Annotated in this window: 20 protein-coding genes; 16 read left to right on the top strand and 4 right to left on the bottom strand. The window is 41.6% G+C overall.

Features of this window, described 5'->3' with window-relative positions; genetic code table 11:
* The first annotated feature begins 16 nt into the window (after positions 1–16).
* From ftsB to rpoS, 9 genes are all read left to right on the top strand, one after another.
* Positions 17–304, top strand: coding sequence for a cell division protein FtsB (ftsB, locus tag FLM54_RS11955; protein WP_008110330.1), 288 nt, complete (start codon positions 17–19; stop codon positions 302–304).
* Positions 294–995, top strand: coding sequence for a 2-C-methyl-D-erythritol 4-phosphate cytidylyltransferase (gene ispD / locus FLM54_RS11950; RefSeq protein WP_076918330.1), 702 nt, complete (start codon positions 294–296; stop codon positions 993–995). Before ftsB ends, ispD begins: the two co-directional genes overlap by 11 nt.
* A complete protein-coding gene (gene ispF / locus FLM54_RS11945) occupies positions 992–1,474 on the top strand; it encodes a 2-C-methyl-D-erythritol 2,4-cyclodiphosphate synthase (protein ID WP_008464226.1) in 483 nt (160 codons plus the stop codon). Before ispD ends, ispF begins: the two co-directional genes overlap by 4 nt.
* Entirely contained in the window at positions 1,471–2,520 is a 1,050-nt protein-coding gene (gene truD, locus FLM54_RS11940) for a tRNA pseudouridine(13) synthase TruD (RefSeq protein ID WP_008464223.1), read from the top strand. The genes ispF and truD overlap by 4 nt, the downstream gene beginning before the upstream one ends.
* Positions 2,501–3,265: a 5'/3'-nucleotidase SurE gene (gene surE, locus FLM54_RS11935; RefSeq protein ID WP_010387748.1), complete on the top strand. Its 765-nt coding sequence runs from the start codon at positions 2,501–2,503 to the stop codon at positions 3,263–3,265. Before truD ends, surE begins: the two co-directional genes overlap by 20 nt.
* On the top strand, positions 3,255–3,893 hold the full coding sequence (locus FLM54_RS11930) for a protein-L-isoaspartate(D-aspartate) O-methyltransferase (RefSeq protein WP_178956471.1): 639 nt from the start codon (positions 3,255–3,257) through the stop codon (positions 3,891–3,893). Before surE ends, FLM54_RS11930 begins: the two co-directional genes overlap by 11 nt.
* 9 nt (positions 3,894–3,902) lie before the next feature.
* A complete protein-coding gene (locus FLM54_RS11925; protein WP_178956470.1) occupies positions 3,903–4,481 on the top strand; it encodes a YqaA family protein in 579 nt (192 codons plus the stop codon).
* A 41-nt stretch (positions 4,482–4,522) separates the two neighbouring features.
* A complete protein-coding gene (locus FLM54_RS11920; protein ID WP_178956469.1) occupies positions 4,523–5,347 on the top strand; it encodes a peptidoglycan DD-metalloendopeptidase family protein in 825 nt (274 codons plus the stop codon).
* A 117-nt stretch (positions 5,348–5,464) separates the two neighbouring features.
* Positions 5,465–6,436, top strand: a complete 972-nt coding sequence (gene rpoS / locus FLM54_RS11915; protein ID WP_109874229.1) for an RNA polymerase sigma factor RpoS — start codon at positions 5,465–5,467, stop codon at positions 6,434–6,436.
* A 56-nt stretch (positions 6,437–6,492) separates the two neighbouring features.
* Here rpoS and mutS read toward each other — a convergent pair whose 3' ends face one another.
* Entirely contained in the window at positions 6,493–9,078 is a 2,586-nt protein-coding gene (gene mutS / locus FLM54_RS11910) for a DNA mismatch repair protein MutS (RefSeq protein ID WP_178956468.1), read from the bottom strand.
* Positions 9,079–9,099: 21 nt separating this feature from the next.
* On the opposite strand from mutS, the gene FLM54_RS11905 reads away from it, so the two are divergent.
* Together FLM54_RS11905 and recA are read left to right on the top strand one after the other, a co-directional pair.
* Positions 9,100–9,588: a CinA family protein gene (locus FLM54_RS11905; RefSeq protein WP_138609349.1), complete on the top strand. Its 489-nt coding sequence runs from the start codon at positions 9,100–9,102 to the stop codon at positions 9,586–9,588.
* A gap of 68 nt (positions 9,589–9,656) precedes the next feature.
* Positions 9,657–10,700, top strand: coding sequence for a recombinase RecA (gene recA, locus FLM54_RS11900; RefSeq protein WP_058155138.1), 1,044 nt, complete (start codon positions 9,657–9,659; stop codon positions 10,698–10,700).
* Positions 10,701–10,812: 112 nt separating this feature from the next.
* On the opposite strand, the gene FLM54_RS11895 is transcribed toward recA, so the two are convergent.
* Both FLM54_RS11895 and FLM54_RS11890 read right to left on the bottom strand, forming a co-directional pair.
* Positions 10,813–12,933 carry a TonB-dependent siderophore receptor gene (locus FLM54_RS11895; RefSeq protein ID WP_178956467.1) on the bottom strand — a complete coding sequence of 707 codons (2,121 nt, stop codon included), beginning with the start codon at positions 12,931–12,933 and terminating at the stop codon, positions 10,813–10,815.
* 171 nt (positions 12,934–13,104) lie between these two features.
* On the bottom strand, positions 13,105–14,274 hold the full coding sequence (locus FLM54_RS11890; protein WP_178956466.1) for a DcaP family trimeric outer membrane transporter: 1,170 nt from the start codon (positions 14,272–14,274) through the stop codon (positions 13,105–13,107).
* A gap of 774 nt (positions 14,275–15,048) precedes the next feature.
* Here FLM54_RS11890 and acs point away from each other — a divergent pair.
* The 3 genes from acs to FLM54_RS11875 all read left to right on the top strand — a co-directional run bounded on the left by acs (position 15,049) and on the right by FLM54_RS11875 (position 19,497).
* Complete coding sequence (gene acs / locus FLM54_RS11885) at positions 15,049–16,989, top strand: acetate--CoA ligase (RefSeq protein WP_178956465.1); 1,941 nt, start codon at positions 15,049–15,051, stop codon at positions 16,987–16,989.
* Positions 16,990–17,081: 92 nt separating this feature from the next.
* The gene (locus tag FLM54_RS11880) at positions 17,082–17,741 is read left to right on the top strand and encodes a response regulator transcription factor (RefSeq protein WP_138609309.1); all 660 of its coding nucleotides are present in this window, start codon (positions 17,082–17,084) and stop codon (positions 17,739–17,741) included.
* A gap of 148 nt (positions 17,742–17,889) precedes the next feature.
* On the top strand, positions 17,890–19,497 hold the full coding sequence (locus tag FLM54_RS11875; RefSeq protein WP_138609311.1) for an AbgT family transporter: 1,608 nt from the start codon (positions 17,890–17,892) through the stop codon (positions 19,495–19,497).
* A gap of 75 nt (positions 19,498–19,572) precedes the next feature.
* On the opposite strand, the gene purU is transcribed toward FLM54_RS11875, so the two are convergent.
* Positions 19,573–20,403, bottom strand: coding sequence for a formyltetrahydrofolate deformylase (gene purU / locus FLM54_RS11870; RefSeq protein WP_178956464.1), 831 nt, complete (start codon positions 20,401–20,403; stop codon positions 19,573–19,575).
* A 404-nt stretch (positions 20,404–20,807) separates the two neighbouring features.
* Between purU and FLM54_RS11865 the strand changes: the two genes are divergently transcribed.
* On the top strand, positions 20,808–22,475 hold the full coding sequence (locus tag FLM54_RS11865) for a methyl-accepting chemotaxis protein (protein WP_178956463.1): 1,668 nt from the start codon (positions 20,808–20,810) through the stop codon (positions 22,473–22,475).
* 219 nt (positions 22,476–22,694) lie between these two features.
* On the top strand, positions 22,695–24,047 hold the full coding sequence (locus tag FLM54_RS11860; protein ID WP_178956462.1) for a magnesium transporter: 1,353 nt from the start codon (positions 22,695–22,697) through the stop codon (positions 24,045–24,047).
* Positions 24,048–24,060 lie beyond the last annotated feature (13 nt).

Here is a 24,060-nt window from a genome sequence, read left to right as displayed (position 1 = left end):
AAATAAGGAGTGTTTAATGCGATTTTTTCAATTTGGCTTGTTGTGCTTAGCACTTTTTATCCAGTATCGCCTTTGGTTTGGTCATAACGGGGTGCAAGACTACACCCGTTTAAAAAATGCGGTGGCATCGCATCAACAAACTAACGAAAAACTAATAAAGCGTAATAAAGTATTAAAAGCGGATATAGAAGATTTAAAGCTCGGCCACGAAGGCATTGAAGAGCGTGCCCGCAACGAATTAGGAATGATTAAACCGGACGAAACCTTTATTCGTGTTTTACCGGCTCAACACCATGACAAATAAACAAACTATTGCTGCTATTGTTCCTGCCGCAGGTGTTGGCAGTCGAATGCAACACACAACACCAAAGCAATATATTTCCTTAGCAGGGAAAACCATTCTAGAGCATACGCTCGCTAAGTTATCGCAGTTACCGCAGTTAAACTCTATAGTGGTGGCTCTGAGCGAAACCGACCCCTACTTTGACGACCTTACGCTAGCTGATCCTCGCATTGTGCGTGCTATTGGCGGTAAAGAGCGCGCAGATTCAGTGTTAAACAGTTTATTGTTTTTAGCTGCCAACCCACCTGCTTGGGTTTTGGTGCACGACGCTGCAAGACCTTTAGTCGATATTGCTGATATAGAGCGCTTAATCGCACAGTGCATGCAGGCTGATGAAGGCGGCATTTTAGCCAGCAAAGTAAAAGACACTATAAAACGAGGGCAAAGCCATGCGCAGCAAACTGTGCCTCGTGATGATTTATGGCAAGCGCTTACCCCGCAACTGTTTAAATACGACGAGCTTAAAACGGCATTGCAAAGTGCGCTTAACAGCGGTGCAACCATTACTGATGAAGCCAGTGCAATGGAGTGGGCAAATAAGCCGGTAAAGCTGGTAGCAGGGCGTAGTGATAATATTAAAATTACCACCCCAGAAGATTTAGATTTAGCAGGCTTTTTACTGCAAAAACAAAATAATGAGAGTGCAACATGATACGAATAGGCCATGGTTTTGACGTGCATAAATTTGGAGGCCAAGGGCCTTTAACTATCTGCGGCGAAAAAATTGATTATCCACAAGGCTTTTTAGCACACTCAGATGGTGATGTAGCTATTCATGCCTTATGTGACGCTATTTTAGGATCATTAGCGCTGGGCGATATTGGTAAGCATTTTCCGGATACGGCCAGTGAATATGAAAATATTGATAGCCGTATTTTACTTCGCCATGTAGTGAACCTTGCTAAGCAACAAGGTTATGTATTGGGCAATGCGGATGTCACTATTGTGGCACAAGCACCAAAAATGCTGCCGCACATTCAAGCGATGCGTGGCAACCTTGCCAGTGATTTAAATGCCGAGCTTTCACAGGTAAATGTAAAAGCTACCACTACCGAAAAACTCGGTTTTGAGGGGCGTAAAGAAGGCATTTCAAGCCATGCCGTGGTCATTATGAGCAAACAAAACGCATGAGCGAATTAAATTATTTATATGGCGCGCCGCTTTCCAAAGCCGACTTTAAAACCACCGCAGAAGACTTTATGGTTGATGAGGATCTCGGTATAGAGTTTACCGGCAGTGGTGAACACGTGTGTTTGCAAGTGGTTAAAAAGGGTGAAAACACCCAATATGTTGCCAAGCTGATTGCACAAAAAGCGGGTGTATCGCCACGTGATGTAAGCTATGCCGGTATGAAAGACCGCCATGGAGTATGCTCGCAGTGGTTTAGCGTAAAAGTACCGATTAAAAAGCATATTGATTTTACTGAGCTGAACAGTGAAAGCGTGTTTGTGGTATCGCAGCAGCGCCATGAGCGAAAATTGCGCACCGGTTGCCACAAAGGAAATAGATTTACTATTACCTTGCGCAATGTAACCGAGCCGCTTGATATTTTATGCCGTATAAACGCGGTACGCGCAGGTGTGCCTAATTATTTTGGTGAACAGCGCTTTGGTCGTGATGGGCACAACCTAGTGATGGCCGAAAAAATGTTTGCCGGTGAGCGTATTCGCGATAAAAAGCTGCGAGGCATTATTATTTCTGCTGCGCGTTCACATGTGTTTAATCAAATTGTTAGTTTACGCGTGGCTGAGCATGGGCTTGCTAAAACCATGCACCGCGAAGTATTTATGCTCAGTGGCAGTAATGCATTTTTTGAAGATGCGATAAGTGATGAAAATATTGCACGGCTTGCCTCTGGCGACATTATGATGTCGGCGCCCATGGTGGGCAAAAGTGAAAAAGGCTTAACCGAACAAGAAAAAACATGGTTGGCACCGTATCAAGCATGGTGTGATGGCTTAGGGGATTTAGGGCTTAAAAACGAGCGTAGAATGCTGCGTTTAATCCCCCAAGAGCTAAGCATAGAAACGCTTGATGAACGCACATTAAAACTCAGCTTTGGCTTACCCAAAGGCTGTTTTGCAACGGCTTTACTGCGCGAACTGGTCGATTATACTGACGCCAGCCCACGCGAGCGAAAAGAAAAGGATAACGCAGATGAAGATTCTATTAAGTAATGATGATGGTGTTAATGCCAAAGGTATTGCTGTTTTATATCAAGCATTAACACAAATTGCTGAGGTAACGCTGGTTGCTCCAGATAGAAATTGTAGTGGTGCTAGTAATTCACTAACGCTAATGAATCCGCTGCGTGCCACAACGCTCGACAACGGATTTATGTCTGTAAACGGTACACCCACCGATTGTGTGCATTTAGGTGTTAACCAATTAGTGGATGAAAAACCCGATTTGGTTGTTGCTGGTATTAATCATGGCGGTAATTTAGGCGATGATACGCTTTACTCTGGTACAGTTGCTGCGGCGACTGAAGGCCGTCATTTAGGCTTACCAGCAATTGCGGTATCTTTGTGCTCTCATCATGGTGAGCATTTTGAAACAGCTGCAGCCGTTACTGTAAATATTATTAAAGGGCTTGCTTCACATCCGTTGCCCAAAGATCAGATCATTAATATTAATGTTCCCGATATTCCGCTCTCTGAGCTTAAAGGCGTTCAGGTAACTCGTTTAGGGGCTCGTCACAAAGCAGAAACTATGACCAAGCAAACCGATCCATGGGGACGCGATATTTTTTGGTATGGATCGCTAGGGCTTGAAAGCGACGCCGGTGAAGGTACTGACTTTTATGCGGTTAATAATGGCTATGCATCAGTGACCCCGTTAAGCGTTGATATGACCGCCAAAGACAGTATTAAAGCCGTGGGAGAGTGGTTAGCCGAGTTGGAGATTAACCGTGCTGGCTAATTATACTCGCAGTGCACAAGCACTTTCAGACTTATTACAGCGCGAGGGCGTAGAAGACAAAGAGGTTTTAAAAGCGATTGCGCAAATTCCTCGGCATATATTTATTGATGATGTACTCAAGCATAAAGCGTATCAGAATACCGCGTTACCGATAGGGCAAGGGCAAACTATTTCTCAGCCTTATATTGTTGCGCGCATGACCGAGCTAATGCGATTAGCCGGTGTACAACATAAGGTGTTAGAAATAGGCACAGGGTCGGGCTATCAAACGGCGGTTTTGGCTAAAACCTTTGATAAGGTATATTCGGTAGAGCGTATTAAAGCCTTACAATGGCAAGCTAAACGCCGATTACACCAGCTTGATTTGTACAATGTCACCATGAAACATGGCGATGGTTGGCAAGGCTGGCAGTCACAAGCGCCATTTGATGGCATTATCGTGACTGCTGCGGCAACCACCATTCCCCCCGAGTTACTCGCACAACTTGCTGATGGAGGCGTATTACTGGCCCCTATTGGTGAGGAAGAACAAAAATTAACCATGGTTATTCGCCAAGGCGATAACTTTACAGAGCATGTAATTGCGCCAGTAAGATTTGTACCTTTAGTCCCTGGTGATATTGAATAGGAATTCATTTTGAAGTTGTTTACCAAGTTATACGATATGGCGTTAGTGTGGGCTAAACACCGCCATGCAGAACGCTATTTAGCAGGGATGAGTTTTGCCGAGTCGGTTTTCTTCCCAGTTCCACCTGATGTAATGTTAGCGCCTATGTCGCTAGCGCAACCAAGTAAGGCATGGCGATTTGCAAGCTTTGCCACGGTTGCTTCTGTGCTTGGCGGCGTACTGGGTTATTTACTTGGATTTTGGTTGTTTGAACCGGTTGTAGAGCCCTTTATTGCGCAAATGCAATGGCAAGATAAATTTAATACGGCGCTTGCATGGTTTAAAGATTATGGCGTTTGGGTGGTATTTATAGCGGGGTTTTCTCCTATTCCTTATAAGGTATTTACCATTGGCGCTGGCGTATTACAAATGGCGTTTTTACCCTTTATTATTGCCTCGGCTATTGGGCGTGGCGCGCGTTTCTTTTTAGTATCTGCTTTAATGAAGTGGGGTGGAGTTAAAATGGAACAAAAATTACGTCAATATATTGAAGTACTTGGCTGGGCAGTGGTTGCTTTAATCGCTGTTGCGTACGCATTATTGCGATAATCGCCATAATGCAACGATGTTAAAACAGAGGGCAAAACACATTGAATAAACAAATACGCTGTTATGTTGCTTTATTTATTAGTGTTTTGCTTTGTGCATGCTCGTCTCGCCATGTTCCTGCTCCTGTAAGTAGTTTAAATAATAATATTAATGACTATCCCTCACGGATTAATATTAACGGTGGCAAGTACACGGTACAAAAAGGCGATACACTTTATTCGATTGCTTTTAGTGCTGGAAAAGATTTCAGAGAACTTGCAAAAAATAATTCAATTCCATCACCTTACACTATTGTTCCTGGTCAGGTTGTATCCCTTTTAGAACCAAGTAGGTCAAGGGTTGCACAAAAAACTTACCAAAATAAGCCCGCTAAAAAGTCATCTAATTTACAAAAAAGTAACAGAAAATTAAAGAAAGAGCTTGATAAGCCGAAAAAACGTAGGTATGTTCAAAAACAAGCTAACCAAAAAATTAGTCAGTCTCAAGGTTCTTCAGCTAAAAAGTTGAGTTGGTTTTGGCCTGCTAAAGGTAAAATAACAAAACGCTTTTCTAACAAGGAAAATGGTTACAAAGGCCTACAGATTGCTAATAAAAAGGGTACTGCTGTACTCGCCGCTGCAAAAGGAACGGTAGTTTACGCGGGTAGTGCGCTAAGAGGTTACGGTAATTTAATCATATTGAAACATAATGATGATTACCTAAGTGCTTATGCACATAACTCAACGTTACTTGTGAAAGAAAAGCAAATAGTGAAGGCGGGACAAAAAATAGCAGAAATTGGTAATTCAGAGTCTTCAGTAACGGCACTTCGTTTTGAAATTCGTTATCGAGGAAAAGCTGTTAACCCTGCTAAGTACCTACCCTGAACTGAAGGTGTTGATTGACTGTTCTGGAGAAGGCTCATGGCTAATACAGCAAAAGCTTGTAAAACGACTACAGACCTAAATCATAAAGTTATTGATAGCTTGCTCAGGAGAAGTCTTATGGCTGATGTAGCAAAAGCTGAGAAAACCCCCACTGATGATAAGTTTGACGACTCTAAAATAGAGGAGACAACGAAGTTACTTGATGAAGTGGAAGATGAAGATGTATTTGTAAAAGAAGAAGTCACTAAAAACCTCGATGCCACCCAGTTATACTTAGGCGAGATTGGTTTTTCCCCTCTATTAAGTGCAGAAGAAGAAGTGTTTTTTGCACGAAAATCGCTTAAAGGCTGCGAAGCCTCCCGAAAACGTATGATTGAAAGTAACTTACGCTTAGTTGTAAAAATTGCGCGTAGGTACAACAATCGTGGACTTGCTCTACTTGATTTAATTGAAGAAGGTAACTTAGGGCTGATCCGAGCAGTTGAAAAGTTTGATCCTGAACGGGGTTTTCGATTTTCTACTTATGCCACATGGTGGATACGACAAACCATTGAACGGGCAATAATGAATCAAACCCGTACTATTCGTTTGCCTATTCATGTTGTTAAAGAGCTTAACGTTTATTTACGTACAGCACGTGAGCTAACTCAAAAGCTTGATCATGAGCCAACCGCAGAAGAAATTGCAGAAAGCTTAGACAGACCGGTCGAAGATGTAACAAAAATGCTTCGCCTAAACGAAAAAATAGCTTCTGTAGATATGCCTATTGGTGGCGAGAATGACAGTGCATTGTTAGATGTAATTGCCGACGAAAAAAATGTGGGCCCTGAAGGTGAAGTGCAAAACAATGATATGAATACGCATATTATTGACTGGTTAGGTGAATTGAATCCTAAGCAGCGCGAAGTACTGGCACGTCGGTTTGGTTTACTCGGTTATGAGCCTTCAACACTTGAAGATGTGGGCCGTGAAATTGGGTTAACCCGTGAGCGAGTTCGCCAAATACAGGTTGAGGCGCTACGTCGGTTAAAAGATATTTTGCAGCAAGAAGGATTAAGTACCGAAAGCTTGTTTGAGCAGTTTGCTTAATCTAAACACACAGTAAAATTAAATACAGCCCGACTTTTTAGTCGGGCTGTTTGCGTTTAAAGCAGTGCTTTTAATTTATAAAGCAGTTCATGCGCCTGACGCGGTGATAGGTTATCGGGATCTATTGCGGTCATTTGTTGCTCAAGTTCACTAGGCTGAATTATTTGCGGTTCACTATCAAACGGTAAAACCTGTTGCTCTGTGGTGACTGTTGTGACACTTTGATGATTTTCAAGCAAGGTTAGCTTTTGTTTAGCTTGGGCAATAACCGCTTTAGGCACACCAGCCAGGGCTGCCACTTGCAAACCAAAACTTTTACTTGCGGCACCATCTAATACCGTGTGCATAAAGGCAATGGTATCGTTGTGTTCAATGGCATCTAGGTGCACATTAACCAGCCCAGGCGTTTGTTCTGCAAGCTCAGTGAGTTCAAAGTAATGGGTTGCGAACAGAGTTTTAGCCGCGATTTTTGAAGCAAGATGATCAGCTGTTGCGTATGCCAGTGATAAACCATCGTAAGTACTGGTTCCTCGGCCTATTTCATCCATTAATACCAATGATTGTGCGGTGGCATTATTTAAAATTGCCGCAGTTTCTGTCATTTCAACCATAAAGGTAGAGCGCCCAGATGCTAAGTCGTCACTGGCGCCAATGCGAGTAAATATTCTATCAATATTACCAATCTTTGCGCTATCAGCAGGAACGTAACAGCCAATGTGCGCCATAAGCACAATAAGCGCAGTTTGGCGCATGTAAGTTGATTTACCGCCCATGTTAGGACCAGTAATTATCAACATTTTACGCTGGCTATTGAGCTCCACAGGATTGGCAATAAATGGGTCTTTCATTACTTGCTCAACTACAGGGTGGCGGCCTTGTTCGATGCTGATATTATCGTTATCGCAAAGCTCAGGCTTGGCATAATTTAGCGTTTGGGCACGCTCTGCTAAATTATTCAGTACATCTAAATCGGCAATGACCGAGGCCATTATTTGCAGCTGCTCGATATGCGGAGCAATAAATTCAAATAGCTGTTCGTATAGCTGCTTTTCTAGGGCCAGCGCTTTTGATTGGCTGCCGAGAACCTTGTCTTCATGTTCTTTAAGTTCTGGAATTATATAACGTTCATTATTTTTTAACGTTTGACGACGAATATAATCTGCAGGCACTAAGTGCGAGTTAGCGCGGCTCACTTCAATAAAAAAGCCATGCACTCTGTTATAACCAATTTTAAGTGTACTAATACCTGTGCGTTCACGTTCGCGCTGCTCTAGCTGTTCAAGCACATCGGTGGCACCTTGGCTTAAATTACGCCACTCATCAAGTTCGCTGTTATACCCTGGCGCAATAACACCGCCATCACGTATTAACACTGGTGGGTTATCAATCACTGCACGTTCAAGTAATGCTTGAAGCTCGGGGAGCTCTTTAGAGTGGGCAATAATATGAGAAATACGCGCATCTGTGGCATCGCTTAATAAGTTATGTAGCGGTGCTAATGCTTGAAGCGCACTACGAAGCCGTGTTAAATCACGTGGCCGAGCAGTGTGTAATGCCAAGCGAGCAATTACACGTTCTATATCACCAATATCTCTGAGAGCGTCATGCAGCTCACTGCATAATTGCACATCTAAAATAGCACTAATGGCATTTAGACGAGAATTTAACTCGTCTTTATTACGAATAGGGGTATGAATACGGCGCTTCAGTAATCGTGAGCCCATCGCTGTGGCTGTTTTATCAAGCACTTGGGCAAGGGTATTTTCAAAGCCACCTGATAAATTAACGGTAAGTTCAAGGTTTTTACGGGTGGGCGCATCTAAAATTACCGCGTGTTCATTATGCTCAAGGGTAATTGCACGAATGTGCGGTAATGCAATACGTTGGGTATCTTTTACGTACTGCATTAAACAGCCTGCCGCTACCAAGGCGCTATGTGCTTTATCGACCCCAAAACCGACTAAATCTTTGGTGCCAAACTGCTCGCACAGTAAGTGTTGCGCGGTATCAAGGTCAAACTCCCAATCAGGGCGGCGACGCGCTCCCTTAATATGTTCAATTAAATGAGTGTTTTCAAAGTGTTCACTATATAGTAATTCAGCAGGCGCTAAGCGTTGTAGGGTTGAGCTAAATGCTTCATCAGTACTAACTTCAACAATGTTGAAGCGTCCTGAGTTGATATCAAGATACGCAACACCGTATTGGCCTTTTTTATTTTGCCAAACACTGGTTAGTAAGTTGTCTTGGCGCTCTTGTAATAAGGCTTCGTCAGAAATAGTACCAGGGGTTACAATACGCACTACTTTGCGCTCAACAGGGCCTTTGCTGGTGGCAGGGTCGCCCACTTGTTCACAAATAGCCACCGACTCGCCCATTTGCACTAAGCGAGCTAAGTAGTTTTCTACCGCATGATAAGGCACGCCCGCCATAGGAATAGGATCGCCCCCTGCTTTGCCACGGTGTGTTTGCGAAATATCAAGCAATTGAGCGGCGCGTTTTGCGTCATCAAAAAAGAGTTCGTAAAAATCCCCCATCCGATAAAACAATAAAATATCGCGATGCTCTGATTTTATTTTTAGATACTGCTGCATCATAGGGGTTTGTTGTTTTATAGTGTGCGGTGCATAAAGATCAAACGACATGTATTTACCCAAAGGCTGAATATGGAATTACATCAAGAGATTAAGACACTTGCTGCGCAATTAGGCGCTATTTTAACGGATAAACGCTTATGGATCACTACCGCTGAATCATGTACTGGTGGTGGAGTGAGTTATTCGCTTACCGATACCCCAGGAAGCTCTGCATATATTGATCGTGCATTTGTTACTTATAGCAATAACGCAAAGCATGAATTACTCAATGTGAAGCATGATACCCTCGAGCAATTTGGCGCAGTGAGCGAACAAACAGTTATTGAGATGGCAGCAGGTGCCTGTAAGGCAGCCAGTGCTGACATTGCCATTGCTATTTCAGGGATTGCAGGGCCCGGTGGCGCTACTGAGGACAAACCGGTAGGGCTTGTGTGGTTTGGGCTACAAATTAACGGTAAACACTGGACGTTTGAACAAGTATTTAATGGTGATAGGGCGCAAGTTAGGCTGCAAGCCATTGTATTTTCTTTAAAAACTATAATAGAGAAGATAAAATAATAAAATTAGCTTGATACTGTGATTTCATACAGTATACTTGTGTGCATTAGCTGGATTTGGAGAAGAAAATGAACGATAACAAACAAAAAGCGTTGGACGCAGCTTTATCACAAATTGAACGTCAATTTGGTAAAGGTTCAATCATGAAATTGGGTGACAATAAGGCGTTAAACATTGACGCTGTATCAACAGGCTCGCTAGGTATTGATATTGCTTTAGGCATAGGCGGCTTGCCAATGGGGCGTATTGTTGAAGTATATGGCCCAGAGTCATCAGGTAAAACAACGCTAACATTACAAGTTATCGCACAAGCTCAAAAAGAAGGTAAAACGTGTGCCTTTGTTGATGCTGAGCATGCTCTTGATCCAGTTTACGCACAAAAGTTAGGCGTTAATATTGATGAGTTACTGGTATCTCAACCAGATACGGGTGAACAAGCACTGGAAATTTGTGACATGTTAGTGCGCTCAAGCGCGGTTGATGTAGTTATTGTCGATTCTGTTGCTGCATTAACACCTAAAGCTGAGATTGAAGGCGACATGGGTGATTCACACATGGGTCTACAAGCACGTTTAATGTCACAAGCATTACGTAAGCTTACAGGTAACATTAAGCGCTCAAACACGCTATGTATTTTCATTAACCAAATCCGTATGAAAATTGGTGTAATGTTTGGTAATCCTGAAACAACAACTGGTGGTAACGCCCTGAAATTTTACGCCTCTGTACGTATTGATATTCGTCGTATTGGTTCAGTAAAAGAAGGTGATGAAGTTGTTGGTAATGAAACGCGTGTTAAAGTTGTGAAGAACAAAGTAGCACCGCCGTTCAAACAAGCTGAATTTATCATTATGTATGGTGAAGGTATTTCTAAGCAGGGCGAGCTAATTGATTTAGGTGTTAAGCATAAAATTGTTGAAAAAGCAGGTGCTTGGTACAGTTACAATGGCAACAAAGTTGGCCAAGGTAAGTCTAATTCAATTAAGTTCCTTAAAGAAAACCCTGAAATTGCAGATGAAATTGAAGGTAAGTTACGTGAAATGCTATTGCTAAAAGCAACGGTTGAGCCAGAAGATGGCGAAGACGTATTAGGTGATGAAGGCGACCTTTAAGCCATTTAGTTTTAAAGCTTGATTTGACCCGAGCTTAAAAAAAGCGCTAACCATTTAGGTTAGCGCTTTTTTATTGTTTGCTATACAGTGACTTAAAGCCTAATTGTTAGCTTTATAGCTGCCAGTTAACTGACAATGAGTAGTTACGTGGTGCCCCGTAATAACCTTGTGCCCAATAGAGGCTGTTTATGTACTTTTCATCAGTGCTGTTATTAACATTAAAGGTAACACCGACGTTTTGAGTAATTTCGTAGGTGGCCATTAAATCTAATATGCCATAAGCCCCTTGTTTTGTAGTAACCAATGCGTTACCTGCTGGGTCTTTTACTTGCACGCGGCTAGTCGCATCTTGCCAGCGGTAATTAGCACCTAAGGTTAAACCATTAATAAATGGTACTTGATAAGTAGCTGCCATTTTTAATTGGTTTTCGGGGGTGTAATCTTTTACAAGCTCATCACCATCAATGCTTAAATTACTAAAGCTGATGCTAGCACTTAAATCATCTGTTAATCGACCGCTTAGCTCAATTTCGAAACCATCACTGTTGATACCATCTGCAGCATAATAACGCGTATCGCTAGGAAGAGAGTCTGGAAGCGCAATAGCAAGTCCATCTTGCTTAGCATCAAAGTAGGCCAGTGTTACAAATACTTGCTCATCTAAAAGTTGAGCTTTTAGGCCAACCTCAGCACTTTTACCAATAACCGGAGCCAGTTGTTCAGCGTTAATGTCTAACTCTTTTTGTGGCACAAACGTTTCGGTGTAGCTTGCGTAAGCTGATAACGACTCGGTAAAGTCGTACACAGTACCAATGTAAGGAATAACCTCTGAGTCATCGCGGGTTTGCACTACACTATAAGCAGTACCTTTAGTTTCCCAATCGGTATAGCGTACGCCTGCCAAAATGCTTAATGGCTCTGCTAGTTTTATACGAGTTGAAACATAGGCCGATCTTTGTGTATTTTGTACATCACTGCCGTTAGGGGCATCAGCAAGCGTTGCCTCTGGTGCAGTCCCATCCCAAGTCGCTAAATCAGGCATCGCAGGGAAACCATTTCCTGTGCTGTAGTCATAAAGCGATTGGTCATTAAAGTCCATGTTTGCTTGACTAATACCAAATGATAAGTCGTGCTCTAATGAAAACAACTCAAACTTACCGCTGGCATATAAATCAAACAAATCTTGCGTGTCTTTGTAATCATAACGACTCGCATAGCCGGTTAAACCTAAACCAGTTTCTTTATCTGGGGTACCATATACATAAAACAACTCAGAATTTTGTTCATTTTTTATATGGGCATAACGGGCTTTAGCAACCCAAGTCGCTGATAAGTTTTGCTCAAGTGTTACATAGATACGTTCAGCGCTATTATCCCAATAAGACCAATCTGCAGCTGTACTAGTCGATTCATCATAATCAGTTGGTGAACCATCAGTGTAATAAAGGGGTAATGCGCCCCACAATGGGCTGTCAGCATCTTTTTGTTGGTTTACGTAGTTAATGCTCAGTAACGTATCGTCAGCTAGCTTTCCTTCATAGGCAAGGTAGGCAATAGTTTTATCGGTTTCGTAACGATCTAAATATGACTCTTTATCTTGCTTGGAAAATACAGCGCGAACAGCGTGTTCATCGCTAATCGGTGCAGAAACATCTATATCTACACGCTTGTTATTCCACGAACCATAAGAAGCAGAAGCATGAGCTTGTGTTGTGTAGGTTGGTTTTTTTAGCACCATGTTTACAGTAGCCGATGGGTTACCCGCACCGGTCATCATGCCATTGGCACCACGTACAATTTCAACACGGTCGTAAATTGCAGTATCAAGTGTCCCTTGAATTGAACCAGAGGTTTGCGGAGTGCCTAAACCATCAATTAAAAAGTTAGTTATCTCAAAACCACGGGCTTTAAAGTATGTACGATCGGTTTCTATTTGCTCTACTGTTACGCCTGGTGTGCTTTCTAGTACCGCATTAATATCATCAAGTGAAAAGTCATCCATCAACGCGCGTGAAACAACGGAAATTGATTGCGGGGTTTCTTTAATTGTTAAACCTAGCTTAGTTGCAGACTGCGCTTCTTCGGTAATATAGTTTTTATGATGTTGCCCATAAACGGCAATTTTTTCTAAAGGCAGGTTGTCTTGCGTGTCGTTTGCAACAGCATGACCAGATAAAACTAGTGAAGTAAGTAGACTCAGTTTAAATGCAGAGTTTTTTTGTTTGTGCAGCATCTTGTTTCCCATAAGATTAAATTTGGCTGGTAATTTAATCTAAACGAGAGTGATTTGCAATTGCGTTATTGTAATATTTTACACGTCATCAATGTTATTTTAAAAAAGTATACAGGTGTATTTACTATGGAAACAAAAAAGCGGCCGAAGCCGCTCAGGAAGTATTTTAAATTAAAACGCATATTTAACAGAGAACTGTAAGCGATCCATGTCGCCATCTACGCCACTTTCAAGCTCACGCTCTGCATGTTTAAATTCCGCACCAAAGGTTAGACGTTTAACCGGTGAGTATAAAATATTTGCACTGTAGCTTTGGCTTGATTCTGTAGGATCGCCATACATTGCTAGTAGGTTTTCATCGTTATCAGCAGATAAGAACGAATATAGGAAAGTAGAGCGCCACTGACTGTTCCACTTATGTTGATACGCAATAAAACCAGATGTTGAATCAATCGCATCTAGGTCATCACCATTAAGAACCGCCCCACGTGCTACGTTTAGACCCACATAACGACCTAGTCCTTTACCTTGGGTAAGCATAAATTTTAGATTGTCTTCACCAAGTTTCACCATACCCGATGCACTAACACCAAATGAGGTTTCATCGGCATCAACACCACCTACTTTGTAGGTCAGTTGACGAGCAAGGGCTGCTACTACAAAGTTACCCCAATCCGCTTTGTGAGTATAGCGTGCGGTAAAGTCAGGTAATGAGGCATCATCAGTCACTGCCATACCACCACCTGCTGTAGTAATTGTGCTTTCTGGATTTTCTAAAGAGAAAGACCATGCACCTGTAGTGTATTTAATTTGAGATTGGCGAACGAACACTGTGCCTTCTGCTGGGCCAACAAAATCAAGCGCTTCTGGTAATGCACCAACGTTTTGAAAGTTTGACCATGTTTGACCAAATAACCAACCATCGTATGAAATAAATGCATGGCGAATTCGCGGAGAATATGAATTAGACACACGCTCGTTGCCACCTGGGGCAGACGCTAAAAAGTCTAGCTCTATTTTAGTTTTAACCGTTTTACCGTTATCTAGTAAGGTAGCAGTTCCAAAATTGAAACGTGACTCACGAGCGTGCATATCAAATACTGCGTCTGAACTATCATCGCTACCAACTGTTAACGTACTTGGTACATAAAAGTCACGGCCAACACTGCTGCCAGCAGGAGCGCCTGCTGAATAGTCACTCCACATTGCGTCGAGTTTAATGTATCCACCGTAGGTGAATTCTGTATCACCTATTTTTGCAGCTGTTGCAGCATAAGCTGTACTAGAAAGTGCACATAGTACAGCAGTCGCTGCCAGTGTTTTAATTGGAGTTAATTTCATTGTTGTGTCCTTTTATAGGCTACTTGTTGTATGTTTTATTATGATATGCATTAATGTGTGTTACTTATATAGTACTAACAGATTGAATTTATTGTCTTTAATTTAATTTGTTAGTAAATACGAGTTATTAATAAACAATCAAAGTTTTTGTATAATTAAGCTACTGTTGTATATGTGCACAATTTACTCAATTAACTATTAGTCTATTAGACTAAGGTTTAATAATTATTGAGGGCCCACATACCTTTATTTAATAGTATGTTTTTTATGTAAATAGGGTATAGCCATGAGGATTATAGATAAGATATTGGGGTCTGTTGACCTTTGCGGATTAAAATTTGTTCAAACTAGGGGCGATTAAATCATGGCGCGAGGTTTGTAACCTAGTGGGCTCGATAACTGCTCCTGCGTTATTCTACTGGCTTACATCCATGTAAGAATAAGTAAAAACCGAGCAAAGCTTCCGCGTCCTGCTTACGCCCCTTACCTACATCCATGTAGGCAACAAAGAGTAAATCGCCCCTAGGCAGAACCCATCGGGCAGCGCCTGTTTGGCATTGATGCTGCGTTATCGCCTATTTATGGGGAATAACCACACCACATAGGCTCTGCCTTGCCTAAATACCAAACAGACTGTTGCAAATTTAACCTTGAAAGGTCAACAGACCCTAGTTATTTGAACCCAGATACAACTAATGTCTAATATTTAATAGTGCACTGCTGAGTAATCCTTGATGAAAAGCCAAAGGCAAGTAATATAAATTGGAGACTAATATGTCACAAAGTATCTATCCAGTTCCTGCACATATAAAAAACGCAGCGCTCGTCGATAATGAAAAATATAATACGATGTATAAACAGTCTATTGAAGACCCTGAAGGGTTTTGGGCTGAGCACGGTAAGCGTCTTGACTGGTTTACTCCATATTCAAAAGTAAAAAACACTTCATTTGATAAAGGCCATATCAATATTAAATGGTATGAAGATGGCTACCTTAATGCCTCTTATAACTGTATTGATCGTCATTTAAAAACAAAAGCAGATAAAGTAGCGTTAATTTGGGAAGGTGATGATCCTTCTCAAAGCGAAAATATTACCTATCAACAGCTACATGATGAAGTGGCAAAATTTGCTAATGGTTTAAAAAAATTAGGTGTTAAAAAAGGTGACCGTGTAGCCATTTACATGCCAATGAGCCCACAAGCGATATACGCAATGCAAGCTTGTGCCCGCATAGGTGCTATTCATTCAGTTATATTTGGTGGCTTTTCACCGTCTGCTATTGCGGATCGTATTAATGATTCGGGTGCTAAAGTGGTGATCACGTCAGATGAAGGCCGACGTGCAGGTAACTGTGTGCCGCTAAAAGCTAATGTAGATGAAGCCGTATTACAAGATTCTGTCACCACTGTTGAGCATGTAGTGGTGCATAAACTAACTTCAGGCGATGTTGATTGGCACGACCATGATATTTGGTGGCATGACTTAGTTGCAGATCAAACGCCAGAGTGCGAACCTGAACACATGAATGCTGAAGACCCGCTGTTTATTTTATATACCTCAGGTTCTACAGGTCAGCCTAAAGGTGTGGTACACACCACTGGTGGCTATTTAGTGTATTCATCTATGACTCACGAATACATTTTTGATTTAAAAGACGATGATATTTTTTGGTGTAGTGCTGATGTAGGCTGGATCACAGGTCACAGTTATATTGCATACGGGCCGCTCGTTAATGGGTGTACGCAAGTGGTATTTGAAGGCGTACCGACTTACCCAACAGCTGGTCGTATGGGTGAAGTGGTTGATAAACATAACGTAACGATTTTATACACAGCACCTACTGCCATTCGCGCATTGATGGCTAAAGGCGAAGAGCCGATTGCCAGCTCACATCGTGACAGCTTACGTATTTTAGGTTCTGTGGGTGAGCCAATCAACCCAGAAGCGTGGACTTGGTATTATGAAAAAATTGGTAAGTCGAATTGTCCTATTGTAGATACATGGTGGCAAACCGAAACTGGTGGCATCATGATTGCGCCATTACCAGGTGCAACCGATATGAAACCAGGCTCTGCAACCCGTCCATTCTTTGGCATTGCACCGGCGTTATTTGATGCTGAAGGCAATACATTAGAAGGTGCGGTTGACGGTAACCTTGTCATTTTAGATAGCTGGCCTTCGCAAGCGCGAACCGTGTATGGCGACCACGAGCGCTTTGAACAAACCTACTTTAGCGCTTACCCTGGTGTGTACTTTACCGGTGACGGTTGTCGTCGCGATGAAGACGGTGATTACTGGATCACAGGACGCGTTGATGATGTACTCAATGTATCAGGGCATCGTTTAGGTACTGCTGAAATTGAAAGTGCTTTAGTTGCTCATGAAGCTGTAGCTGAAGCGGCTGTAGTAGGTTACCCACACGATATTAAAGGCCAAGGTATTTACGTTTACATAACTCCTAACGAGGGTGTAACGGTGAGTGATGAGCTAACTAAAGAGATCCGTAATTGGGTTCGTAAAGAGCTAAGCCCAATAGCATCACCGGATATGATTCAGTGGTCGCCAGGTCTACCAAAAACACGTTCTGGTAAAATTATGCGTCGTATTTTACGTAAAATCGCGGCAAATGAACATCAACAGCTGGGCGATACTTCAACACTTGCGGATCCGTCTGTGGTTGATGAGTTAGTAGAAAATCGATTAAATCGTTAATTTCGCGTTAAAAGCTTGATTAGAAGTTGATTCTAAACGTAGTATATCGGCTGTTGTCTATTGGATAGCGGCCGAATTTTTGGGAGTGAACAATGAGTCAGTTTTTAATAGCGGACGATCATCCGTTATTTCGTGAAGCACTAAAAGGCGCTTTGAGTGCAAAGTTTGCGGGTTTAGAAGTTTTCGAATCAGCAGATTTTGACAGCACACTGCAGGTGTTAAGCGAACAAGAAGACCTTGATATATTACTACTAGATTTACACATGCCAGGTAACGGTGACTTATACGGCTTGATCCGTATACGTGAAGATTACCCAAGCTTACCTATTGCGGTGGTTTCGGGTAGTGAAGATGTAAATATTGTTTCGAAAGTTATGGGTTATGGCGCTATGGGGTTTATTCCTAAATCATCTTCATCTGATGATATTGCCAACGCAATTAACCAAATACTCGAAGGCGATACTTGGCTGCCAACTGAACTAAAAAGTAAAGTGGCTGAAATCGAAGGCGCAGATAGAGAAATTGCGGCACAAGTGGCATCACTTACTCCACAGCAATATCGCGTATTACAATACTTGCACGAAGGTTTACTGAATAAACAAATAGCCTACGAACTCCACATTTCAGAAGCCACAGTCAAAGCACACATTACTGCCATATTTAGAAAACTCGGTGTTTATAACCGTACCCAAGCTGTTTTAATTGCTGCAAAACTACAACTAGAACCGATAGAGCAAGCCCAAGCAGACTAAATTAGAGGCGAGAGCCTCTTTTTTGCAATCCAATCACAACAAACCCCTCAGTTATTACCATGACATAACAAGTCATTCATCTTTATTACATGACCTGCTCAGAAAATAATGCTAGGTTACGGGCATTTTGTAATTAAGAGAGCATGGTATGTCAGACTCAATAGACTCACCACACACATCCCAAGATGAAAATCAGGTCGCAAAGGGCGGCTGGTTTAATCGATTTTTAGCCACGGTAGAATTTTTAGGGAACATGCTTCCCCATCCAATTACCTTATTCGCGATGTTTTGTATTGCCATTATTTTATTTAGTGGCGTTGCCGATTGGTTTGGACTAAGTGCTATCGATCCTCGCCCTGAGGGCTCTGCCGGGCGCGATCCCGATGGTGTAATTGAAGTGGTTAGCCTACTCAGTGCTGAGGGCTTACAGCGTATTGTAACGGGCTTGGTGACCAACTTTACCAGCTTTGCGCCACTGGGTACGGTGCTAGTAGCGCTATTAGGTGTGAGTGTTGCAGAGCATTCAGGACTATTGTCTGCAGCAATGCGTGGCATGGTTATGGGGGCATCTAAACGTTTAGTAACCTTCATGGTGGTATTCGCTGCTATTTTATCAAACACAGCATCTGAGCTGGGTTATGTAGTATTGATCCCCCTAGCGGCAATGATATTTCATAGTTTAGGTCGTCATCCGCTTGCAGGTCTTGCTGCCGCGTTTGCTGGTGTATCGGGTGGCTATAGCGCTAACTTATTACTGGGTACTATCGATCCGTTATTAGCGGGTATTACGACGCCTGCAGCACAAATGATTGACCCAACTTACCAAGTAGGCGCTGAAGCAAACTGGTATTTTATGATGATTTCAGTGTTGCTAATTGCTGTATTGGGTACGCTTGTTACTGAGAAAATTGTTGAGCCACGTTTAGGCAAATATAACCCAGATGAAGCCAGCGAAGATTTAGCTCAAAATAATATTGCCGGTTTAACTGACAAAGAAAAATCAGGTTTAAAATGGGCTGGAGTTTCATTACTTGTTGTTTCGTTGTTACTCGCTTGGACGATTGTTCCAGCAGACGGTATTTTACGTAACCCTGAAACAGGTCTAGTTGCTCACTCGCCGTTTTTAAAAGGGATTGTTGTTTTTATTTTTGTCACCTTTGGTATTCCGGGTTTTGTGTATGGTCGCGTGGTTGGCACCATGAAAAATGATAAAGACGTGATCAATGCCATGAGCAAAAGTATGAGCTCTATGGGCATGTACATTGTATTGGTGTTTTTTGCTGCACAGTTTGTGGCATTTTTTAAATGGACTAACTTAGGCACAATTTTAGCGATTAATGGTGCCGCATTACTACAGGCACTTAGCTTAACTGGGCCGGAAGTATTTGTACTGTTTATTTTAATGTGTGCTTTAGTTAACTTAACTTTAGGCTCATCGTCAGCGCAGTGGGCAGTAACAGCACCTATTTTTGTTCCTATGCTAATGCTTATAGGTTATGCACCCGAGACAATTCAAGCGGCTTATCGTATTGGTGATTCAGTAACTAACTTAATTACCCCGATGATGAGTTACTTTGGTTTAATCCTTGCGGTTGCCACTAAATACAAAAAAGACATGGGAATAGGTACTTTGGTAGCCACTATGTTGCCATACAGCTTAATCTTCTTTGTTGGCTGGGTGGTACTGTTTTACTTATGGGTATTTGTTTTAGGTATGCCAGTAGGCCCTGGGGCACCAACGTATTACACACCCTAATTAAGTAAGGTTCAATATTTACTTATAAAAATGCCAGCTTAGTCGCTGGCATTTTTAATTTTGATATAAAACTAATTATGAAAACACAACGGTTTTATTGCCATTAATAAACAGCTTATGTTCTGATGCCAGTTGCAGTGCTTTACAGAACACCGTTTTCTCTACATCTTTACCCATTTTAGCCATCATCTCAGCTGTATTCGCATGGGTCACACTCGACACGTCTTGTAAAATAATAGGGCCTTCGTCTAGCTCATTATTAACAAAGTGAGCTGTGGCACCAATAATTTTCACACCACGTTCAAATGCCTGGTGATACGGCTTTGCACCAATAAAAGCAGGTAAAAATGAGTGATGAATATTAATGATTTTACCCTCAAAACGACCCACAAATTCAGGGCTCAAAATACGCATGTATTTAGCTAGGCCAATAATGTCAGGGTTATAGCTGGCAATTAAGTCACCGACTTTTTCGTCATGCTGACTGCGCGTAAGTCCTTCATGAGAAACCACATGAAAAGGAACATCAAACCCTTTCACTAGAGGCTCTAGAGTAGGGTAGTTGGCGATAACGGCGAGTATCTCAATGTTTAAGGCTTGCTCAAATTGCTTAAGTAACATGCCGCCCAAACAATGAGCTTCTTTTGTGGCTAACAGTACCACTTTGGTTTTTTCTTCACCGTGCAGTGCCACTTTTGCGCCAGCTGGTAATACGCCGCGCAGTTGTGACAAAAACTCAGCATGTGGTTCGCCAGTAAGCTCTGTGCGCATAAAAAAGCGCTGTGCATCTTTATCAACAAATTCATTATTACGAATAATATTTAAATCATGCTCATTACACAGTCCGGTAATTTTGGCGATTAAGCCTATATCGTCTGCGCATTGGGTGGTTAGTATATAACTCATTTTCCTCATTCTTACCCAGTGGTTAGTTGTTTCATTATTTGCGTTTTAACTCAGAAAGCAAGACCTTTGTTTGATACCCAATGTTTAATTTATATTAAAGCTAAAATAGCGTTATTCAGGTTAATTTAGCTTTAAGTAAATTTAATAAAATGTGTACTAGTAGGGTTTGTAATAATGAGATAAATCAGTTGTTTATTACTAGCTGTATACTATTGTCTAATTATAAAGTGGCTTTTAATATGTTTTACTAACATACGAGCATATTAAATTGCGAAACAACGCTACTTGTGCTTAATTTGTATACAATCGTGGTGTTGTTGTCAGTAATATAAACAATGGAAACGTAGTTGTTAAGCTACCGAAAAATAAAAGCTTAATGGCTAATAATGTTAATTGGAGAAATAATGGGTAATTTAAGCTTAAAAAACAAATTGCTACTGTTGGCTGTTTTACCATTGATTGTATTACTAATCAGTTTTATGGCAGGTTCTTATTATTTAGAGATGCAAAATCAACAGCAAAACTTTAATGAGTTTAAAACTAAATTAATTGCTGATAAACAAACTTTGCTAAGAACAGAAATAGAAATCGGCTCTAAAGTAGTGCAATACCAATTAGCACAAGGAAATGAGCAAGACGCTAAAGATGCGTTGAGAGATTTAACCTTTGGTGAAGATGGTTACTACTTTATTTATGATACCAATGGTATTAGTGTTTTTCATGCCTTATTGGGTGATGCAATAGAAGGTCAAAATAAAATAGGCATGACCGACCCAAACGGTAAAAAAATAGTGGTTGGCTTACTTGAGCAAGCGCGTAAAGGCGGTGGCTCGTTCACCTATCATTTTCAAAAGCCCAACACCACCGGCTTAGTCGAAAAAATTGGTTATGCAGCCATGATCCCAGGTACTAATTGGATGATAGGTACTGGCACATATATGGATGATATTGAAGCCGAACTGGTAAAGTATCAAGCAACCATGGAGCGCCATTTAAGCGAAAAAATGACCACTTTGGTTTTAATATCACTTCTGCTTCTTGGTTTAGCTGCCGCAGGTGCGTTGTACGCTTCTAACAATATGCTAAAACCAATTAAACGTATGGTGCAAAGCTTAGATGATATTGCCAAAGGGGAGGGAGATTTAACCCGACGCCTAGAAATAGATACCCATGATGAAATTGGTCAGTTAGGTGAATCTTTCAATGTATTTGTGAGCAAGCTACACAGCATTATTGCCGGTGTGGTTGATGTAACAAGTGACGTTAAAACAGCCTCTTCAGATATTAATACACAAACATTACTCATAGAAGACAAACTATTAAAGCATAATCATGAAACCGATTTAGTGGCAACAGCGATTACTGAAATGTCGGCAACATCCCATGAAGTTGCGCAAAATACCACACAAGTTGCAGTGTCAACGCAGGCGGCAACAAAAGAAGTGGCTAACGCGCAAGATTGTGTGGATGTTTCACTGAGCGAAGTATCAAACTTAATGGGCGAAATTAATCAAGCAGCAGAGCAGGTTAACTCGTTAAGTGAGCAATCTAAAAAAATTAACAGCGTATTGAGTGTAATTGGTGGTATTGCTGAACAAACAAACTTATTAGCATTAAATGCGGCAATTGAAGCGGCACGCGCAGGTGAGCAAGGTCGTGGGTTTGCGGTGGTAGCTGATGAAGTTAGAAGCTTAGCAAGCAGAACCCAAGACAGCACATTAGAAATTAACGAAATGCTAAGCGAGTTACATAATTTAGTGACGGCAGCAGTTGATGCTATGCATGCGAGTCAACAAAGCTGTAATCGTTCAGTTGAGTCTTCGCGCGCTATATCAGAAAGCTTAGGTGCGGTGACTACATCGGTAACAACAATTAATGATATGAGTACGCAAATTGCTACAGCAGCAACAGAGCAAAGCAGTGTAACAGAAGAAATTAACCGCAATGTGTATGCGATTCAAGAAATAGTTAATGAGTTAACACAGTCGAGTAAAACGACTTCGTCAGTAAGTAAGCACCTAGCTGGGCGAGGTGAAAACTTGGGTGACCTAGTAGGACAATTTAAAATATAGCGCGATTTAAAATACTAACTACACTAAGCCGTAACATTATTTGTTACGGCTTTTTTATTGGTTAGCGTTGAGTGGGTGATAGCAGCTATAAATATCTAACGACACAGAGATTTTTTAATATTTTTGGTCGTGTCTAATGTACACTATTAGCTATTCTTATTAATAAGTGCTTACTTATTACAGTAAATTTATAGTGAAAGACTATTTTAGGGTTTTAAAATGATAGAGTATCCGGTTGATCAGTTACCACAACTCATAAACGACTTATTGCAGTGTGATACCACAGAGCGTAAAAATAAATTACTGATAGATGCTCAACAAACCTTATCAACCGAACACTTATCTTTATTATTTGAAGCTATTCCTAAAGAGCAGCGCCTTGAAATTTGGCATTTATTAGATGAAGACACACAACACGAAATTTTTGTTAACTTAAGTGAAGATAGCTGTTTATGGTTACTGCAAACCCTAGATGACAGTGACGGTTTTAAATTATTAGACGAAGTTAACGTTGAAGAGCTGCTTGAATTAGAGGAAGTGATCCCGCAGCGCTTTACTGATTATGCAAAAAAACAGCTTGATGAAGCGCAAACTAAACAATACGAACTGGCGCAACAATATACGCCTGAGCAACTAGGTCACTGGATTGGTTTTGACTTTTTAAAGGTGTCAGACAAGCTCACTGCGGGTGGCGCTAAAAAGCTGCTACATAAAGGGTTACCGCAGTACAGCGAAGTGATTTATTTAGTGAGCCGCAAAGGCAGCTTAATTGGTGAAGTAGCAGTTAACGACCTAATAAAAGCGCATGATAATCAAAGCTTAGTCACCTTAACTAATCATGATTTTACCTCATTGCACGCAGACCACGATTTATATGAAGCCGCCGAGGTGGTTATTCACAGCGAGCAAATGGCCATGCCCGTGGTTAATGCCGAAAACAAACTAATAGGGCGTTTAACCATCGCATCAGCTTACGAGTTACGTCAAGAAATTGCTGACGAAGCCACAGCAAAAGCGGGTGGTTTACGTGAAGACGAAGACCTATTTGCCAGTGTTCGCAAAAGTGCTAAAAACCGTGGTATTTGGTTAGGTATCAACTTAGCAACCGCATTTTTAGCCTCATGGTTTATAGGCTTATTTGGCGCCACTATAGAACAAGTGGTGGCACTTGCGGTATTAATGCCTGTTGTGGCATCAATGGGCGGAATAGCCGGTAGTCAAACCTTAACAGTTATAGTGCGCGGTCTTGCGCTTGGTCAGGTTACCGACTCAAACCGTAACGCTCTACTTAAAAAAGAGCTGCGTGTAGGGGCGGTAAATGGCTTGGTATGGGCTTTAGTGATTGGTTTGCTAACGTATCTATGGTTTAGCGATATTATGCTTAGTATAACCATTACCGTGGCAATACTGCTTAATTTAGTGGCCGCGTCGTTGGCGGGCGTAGTGATCCCGTCTATTTTAGATAAAATGAAAATTGACCCTGCATTATCAGGCTCAGTTATTTTAACCACAGTGACTGATATTGTCGGCTTTGTGACCTTTTTAGGGTTAGGTAGTTTGTTATTACTCTAATTTTTAAGCTAAA

Source organism: Pseudoalteromonas sp. Scap25 (assembly GCF_013394125.1).
Taxonomy (GTDB): Bacteria; Pseudomonadota; Gammaproteobacteria; order Enterobacterales; family Alteromonadaceae; genus Pseudoalteromonas.
This window is presented reverse-complemented; position numbering and strand designations above follow the sequence as displayed.

What these genes read in the sequence shown, in the direction of transcription:
- ftsB (WP_008110330.1), top strand. Translation starts at nt 17, where the DNA reads ATGCGATTTTTTCAATTTGGCTTGTTGTGCTTAGCACTTTTTATCCAG.
- ispD (WP_076918330.1), top strand. Translation starts at nt 294, where the DNA reads ATGACAAATAAACAAACTATTGCTGCTATTGTTCCTGCCGCAGGTGTT.
- ispF (WP_008464226.1), top strand. Translation starts at nt 992, where the DNA reads ATGATACGAATAGGCCATGGTTTTGACGTGCATAAATTTGGAGGCCAA.
- truD (WP_008464223.1), top strand. Translation starts at nt 1,471, where the DNA reads ATGAGCGAATTAAATTATTTATATGGCGCGCCGCTTTCCAAAGCCGAC.
- surE (WP_010387748.1), top strand. Translation starts at nt 2,501, where the DNA reads ATGAAGATTCTATTAAGTAATGATGATGGTGTTAATGCCAAAGGTATT.
- rpoS (WP_109874229.1), top strand. Translation starts at nt 5,465, where the DNA reads ATGGCTGATGTAGCAAAAGCTGAGAAAACCCCCACTGATGATAAGTTT.
- mutS (WP_178956468.1), bottom strand. Translation starts at nt 9,078, where the DNA reads ATGTCGTTTGATCTTTATGCACCGCACACTATAAAACAACAAACCCCT.
- FLM54_RS11905 (WP_138609349.1), top strand. Translation starts at nt 9,100, where the DNA reads ATGGAATTACATCAAGAGATTAAGACACTTGCTGCGCAATTAGGCGCT.
- recA (WP_058155138.1), top strand. Translation starts at nt 9,657, where the DNA reads ATGAACGATAACAAACAAAAAGCGTTGGACGCAGCTTTATCACAAATT.
- FLM54_RS11895 (WP_178956467.1), bottom strand. Translation starts at nt 12,933, where the DNA reads ATGCTGCACAAACAAAAAAACTCTGCATTTAAACTGAGTCTACTTACT.
- FLM54_RS11890 (WP_178956466.1), bottom strand. Translation starts at nt 14,274, where the DNA reads ATGAAATTAACTCCAATTAAAACACTGGCAGCGACTGCTGTACTATGT.
- acs (WP_178956465.1), top strand. Translation starts at nt 15,049, where the DNA reads ATGTCACAAAGTATCTATCCAGTTCCTGCACATATAAAAAACGCAGCG.
- FLM54_RS11880 (WP_138609309.1), top strand. Translation starts at nt 17,082, where the DNA reads ATGAGTCAGTTTTTAATAGCGGACGATCATCCGTTATTTCGTGAAGCA.
- FLM54_RS11875 (WP_138609311.1), top strand. Translation starts at nt 17,890, where the DNA reads ATGTCAGACTCAATAGACTCACCACACACATCCCAAGATGAAAATCAG.
- purU (WP_178956464.1), bottom strand. Translation starts at nt 20,403, where the DNA reads ATGAGTTATATACTAACCACCCAATGCGCAGACGATATAGGCTTAATC.
- FLM54_RS11865 (WP_178956463.1), top strand. Translation starts at nt 20,808, where the DNA reads ATGGGTAATTTAAGCTTAAAAAACAAATTGCTACTGTTGGCTGTTTTA.
- FLM54_RS11860 (WP_178956462.1), top strand. Translation starts at nt 22,695, where the DNA reads ATGATAGAGTATCCGGTTGATCAGTTACCACAACTCATAAACGACTTA.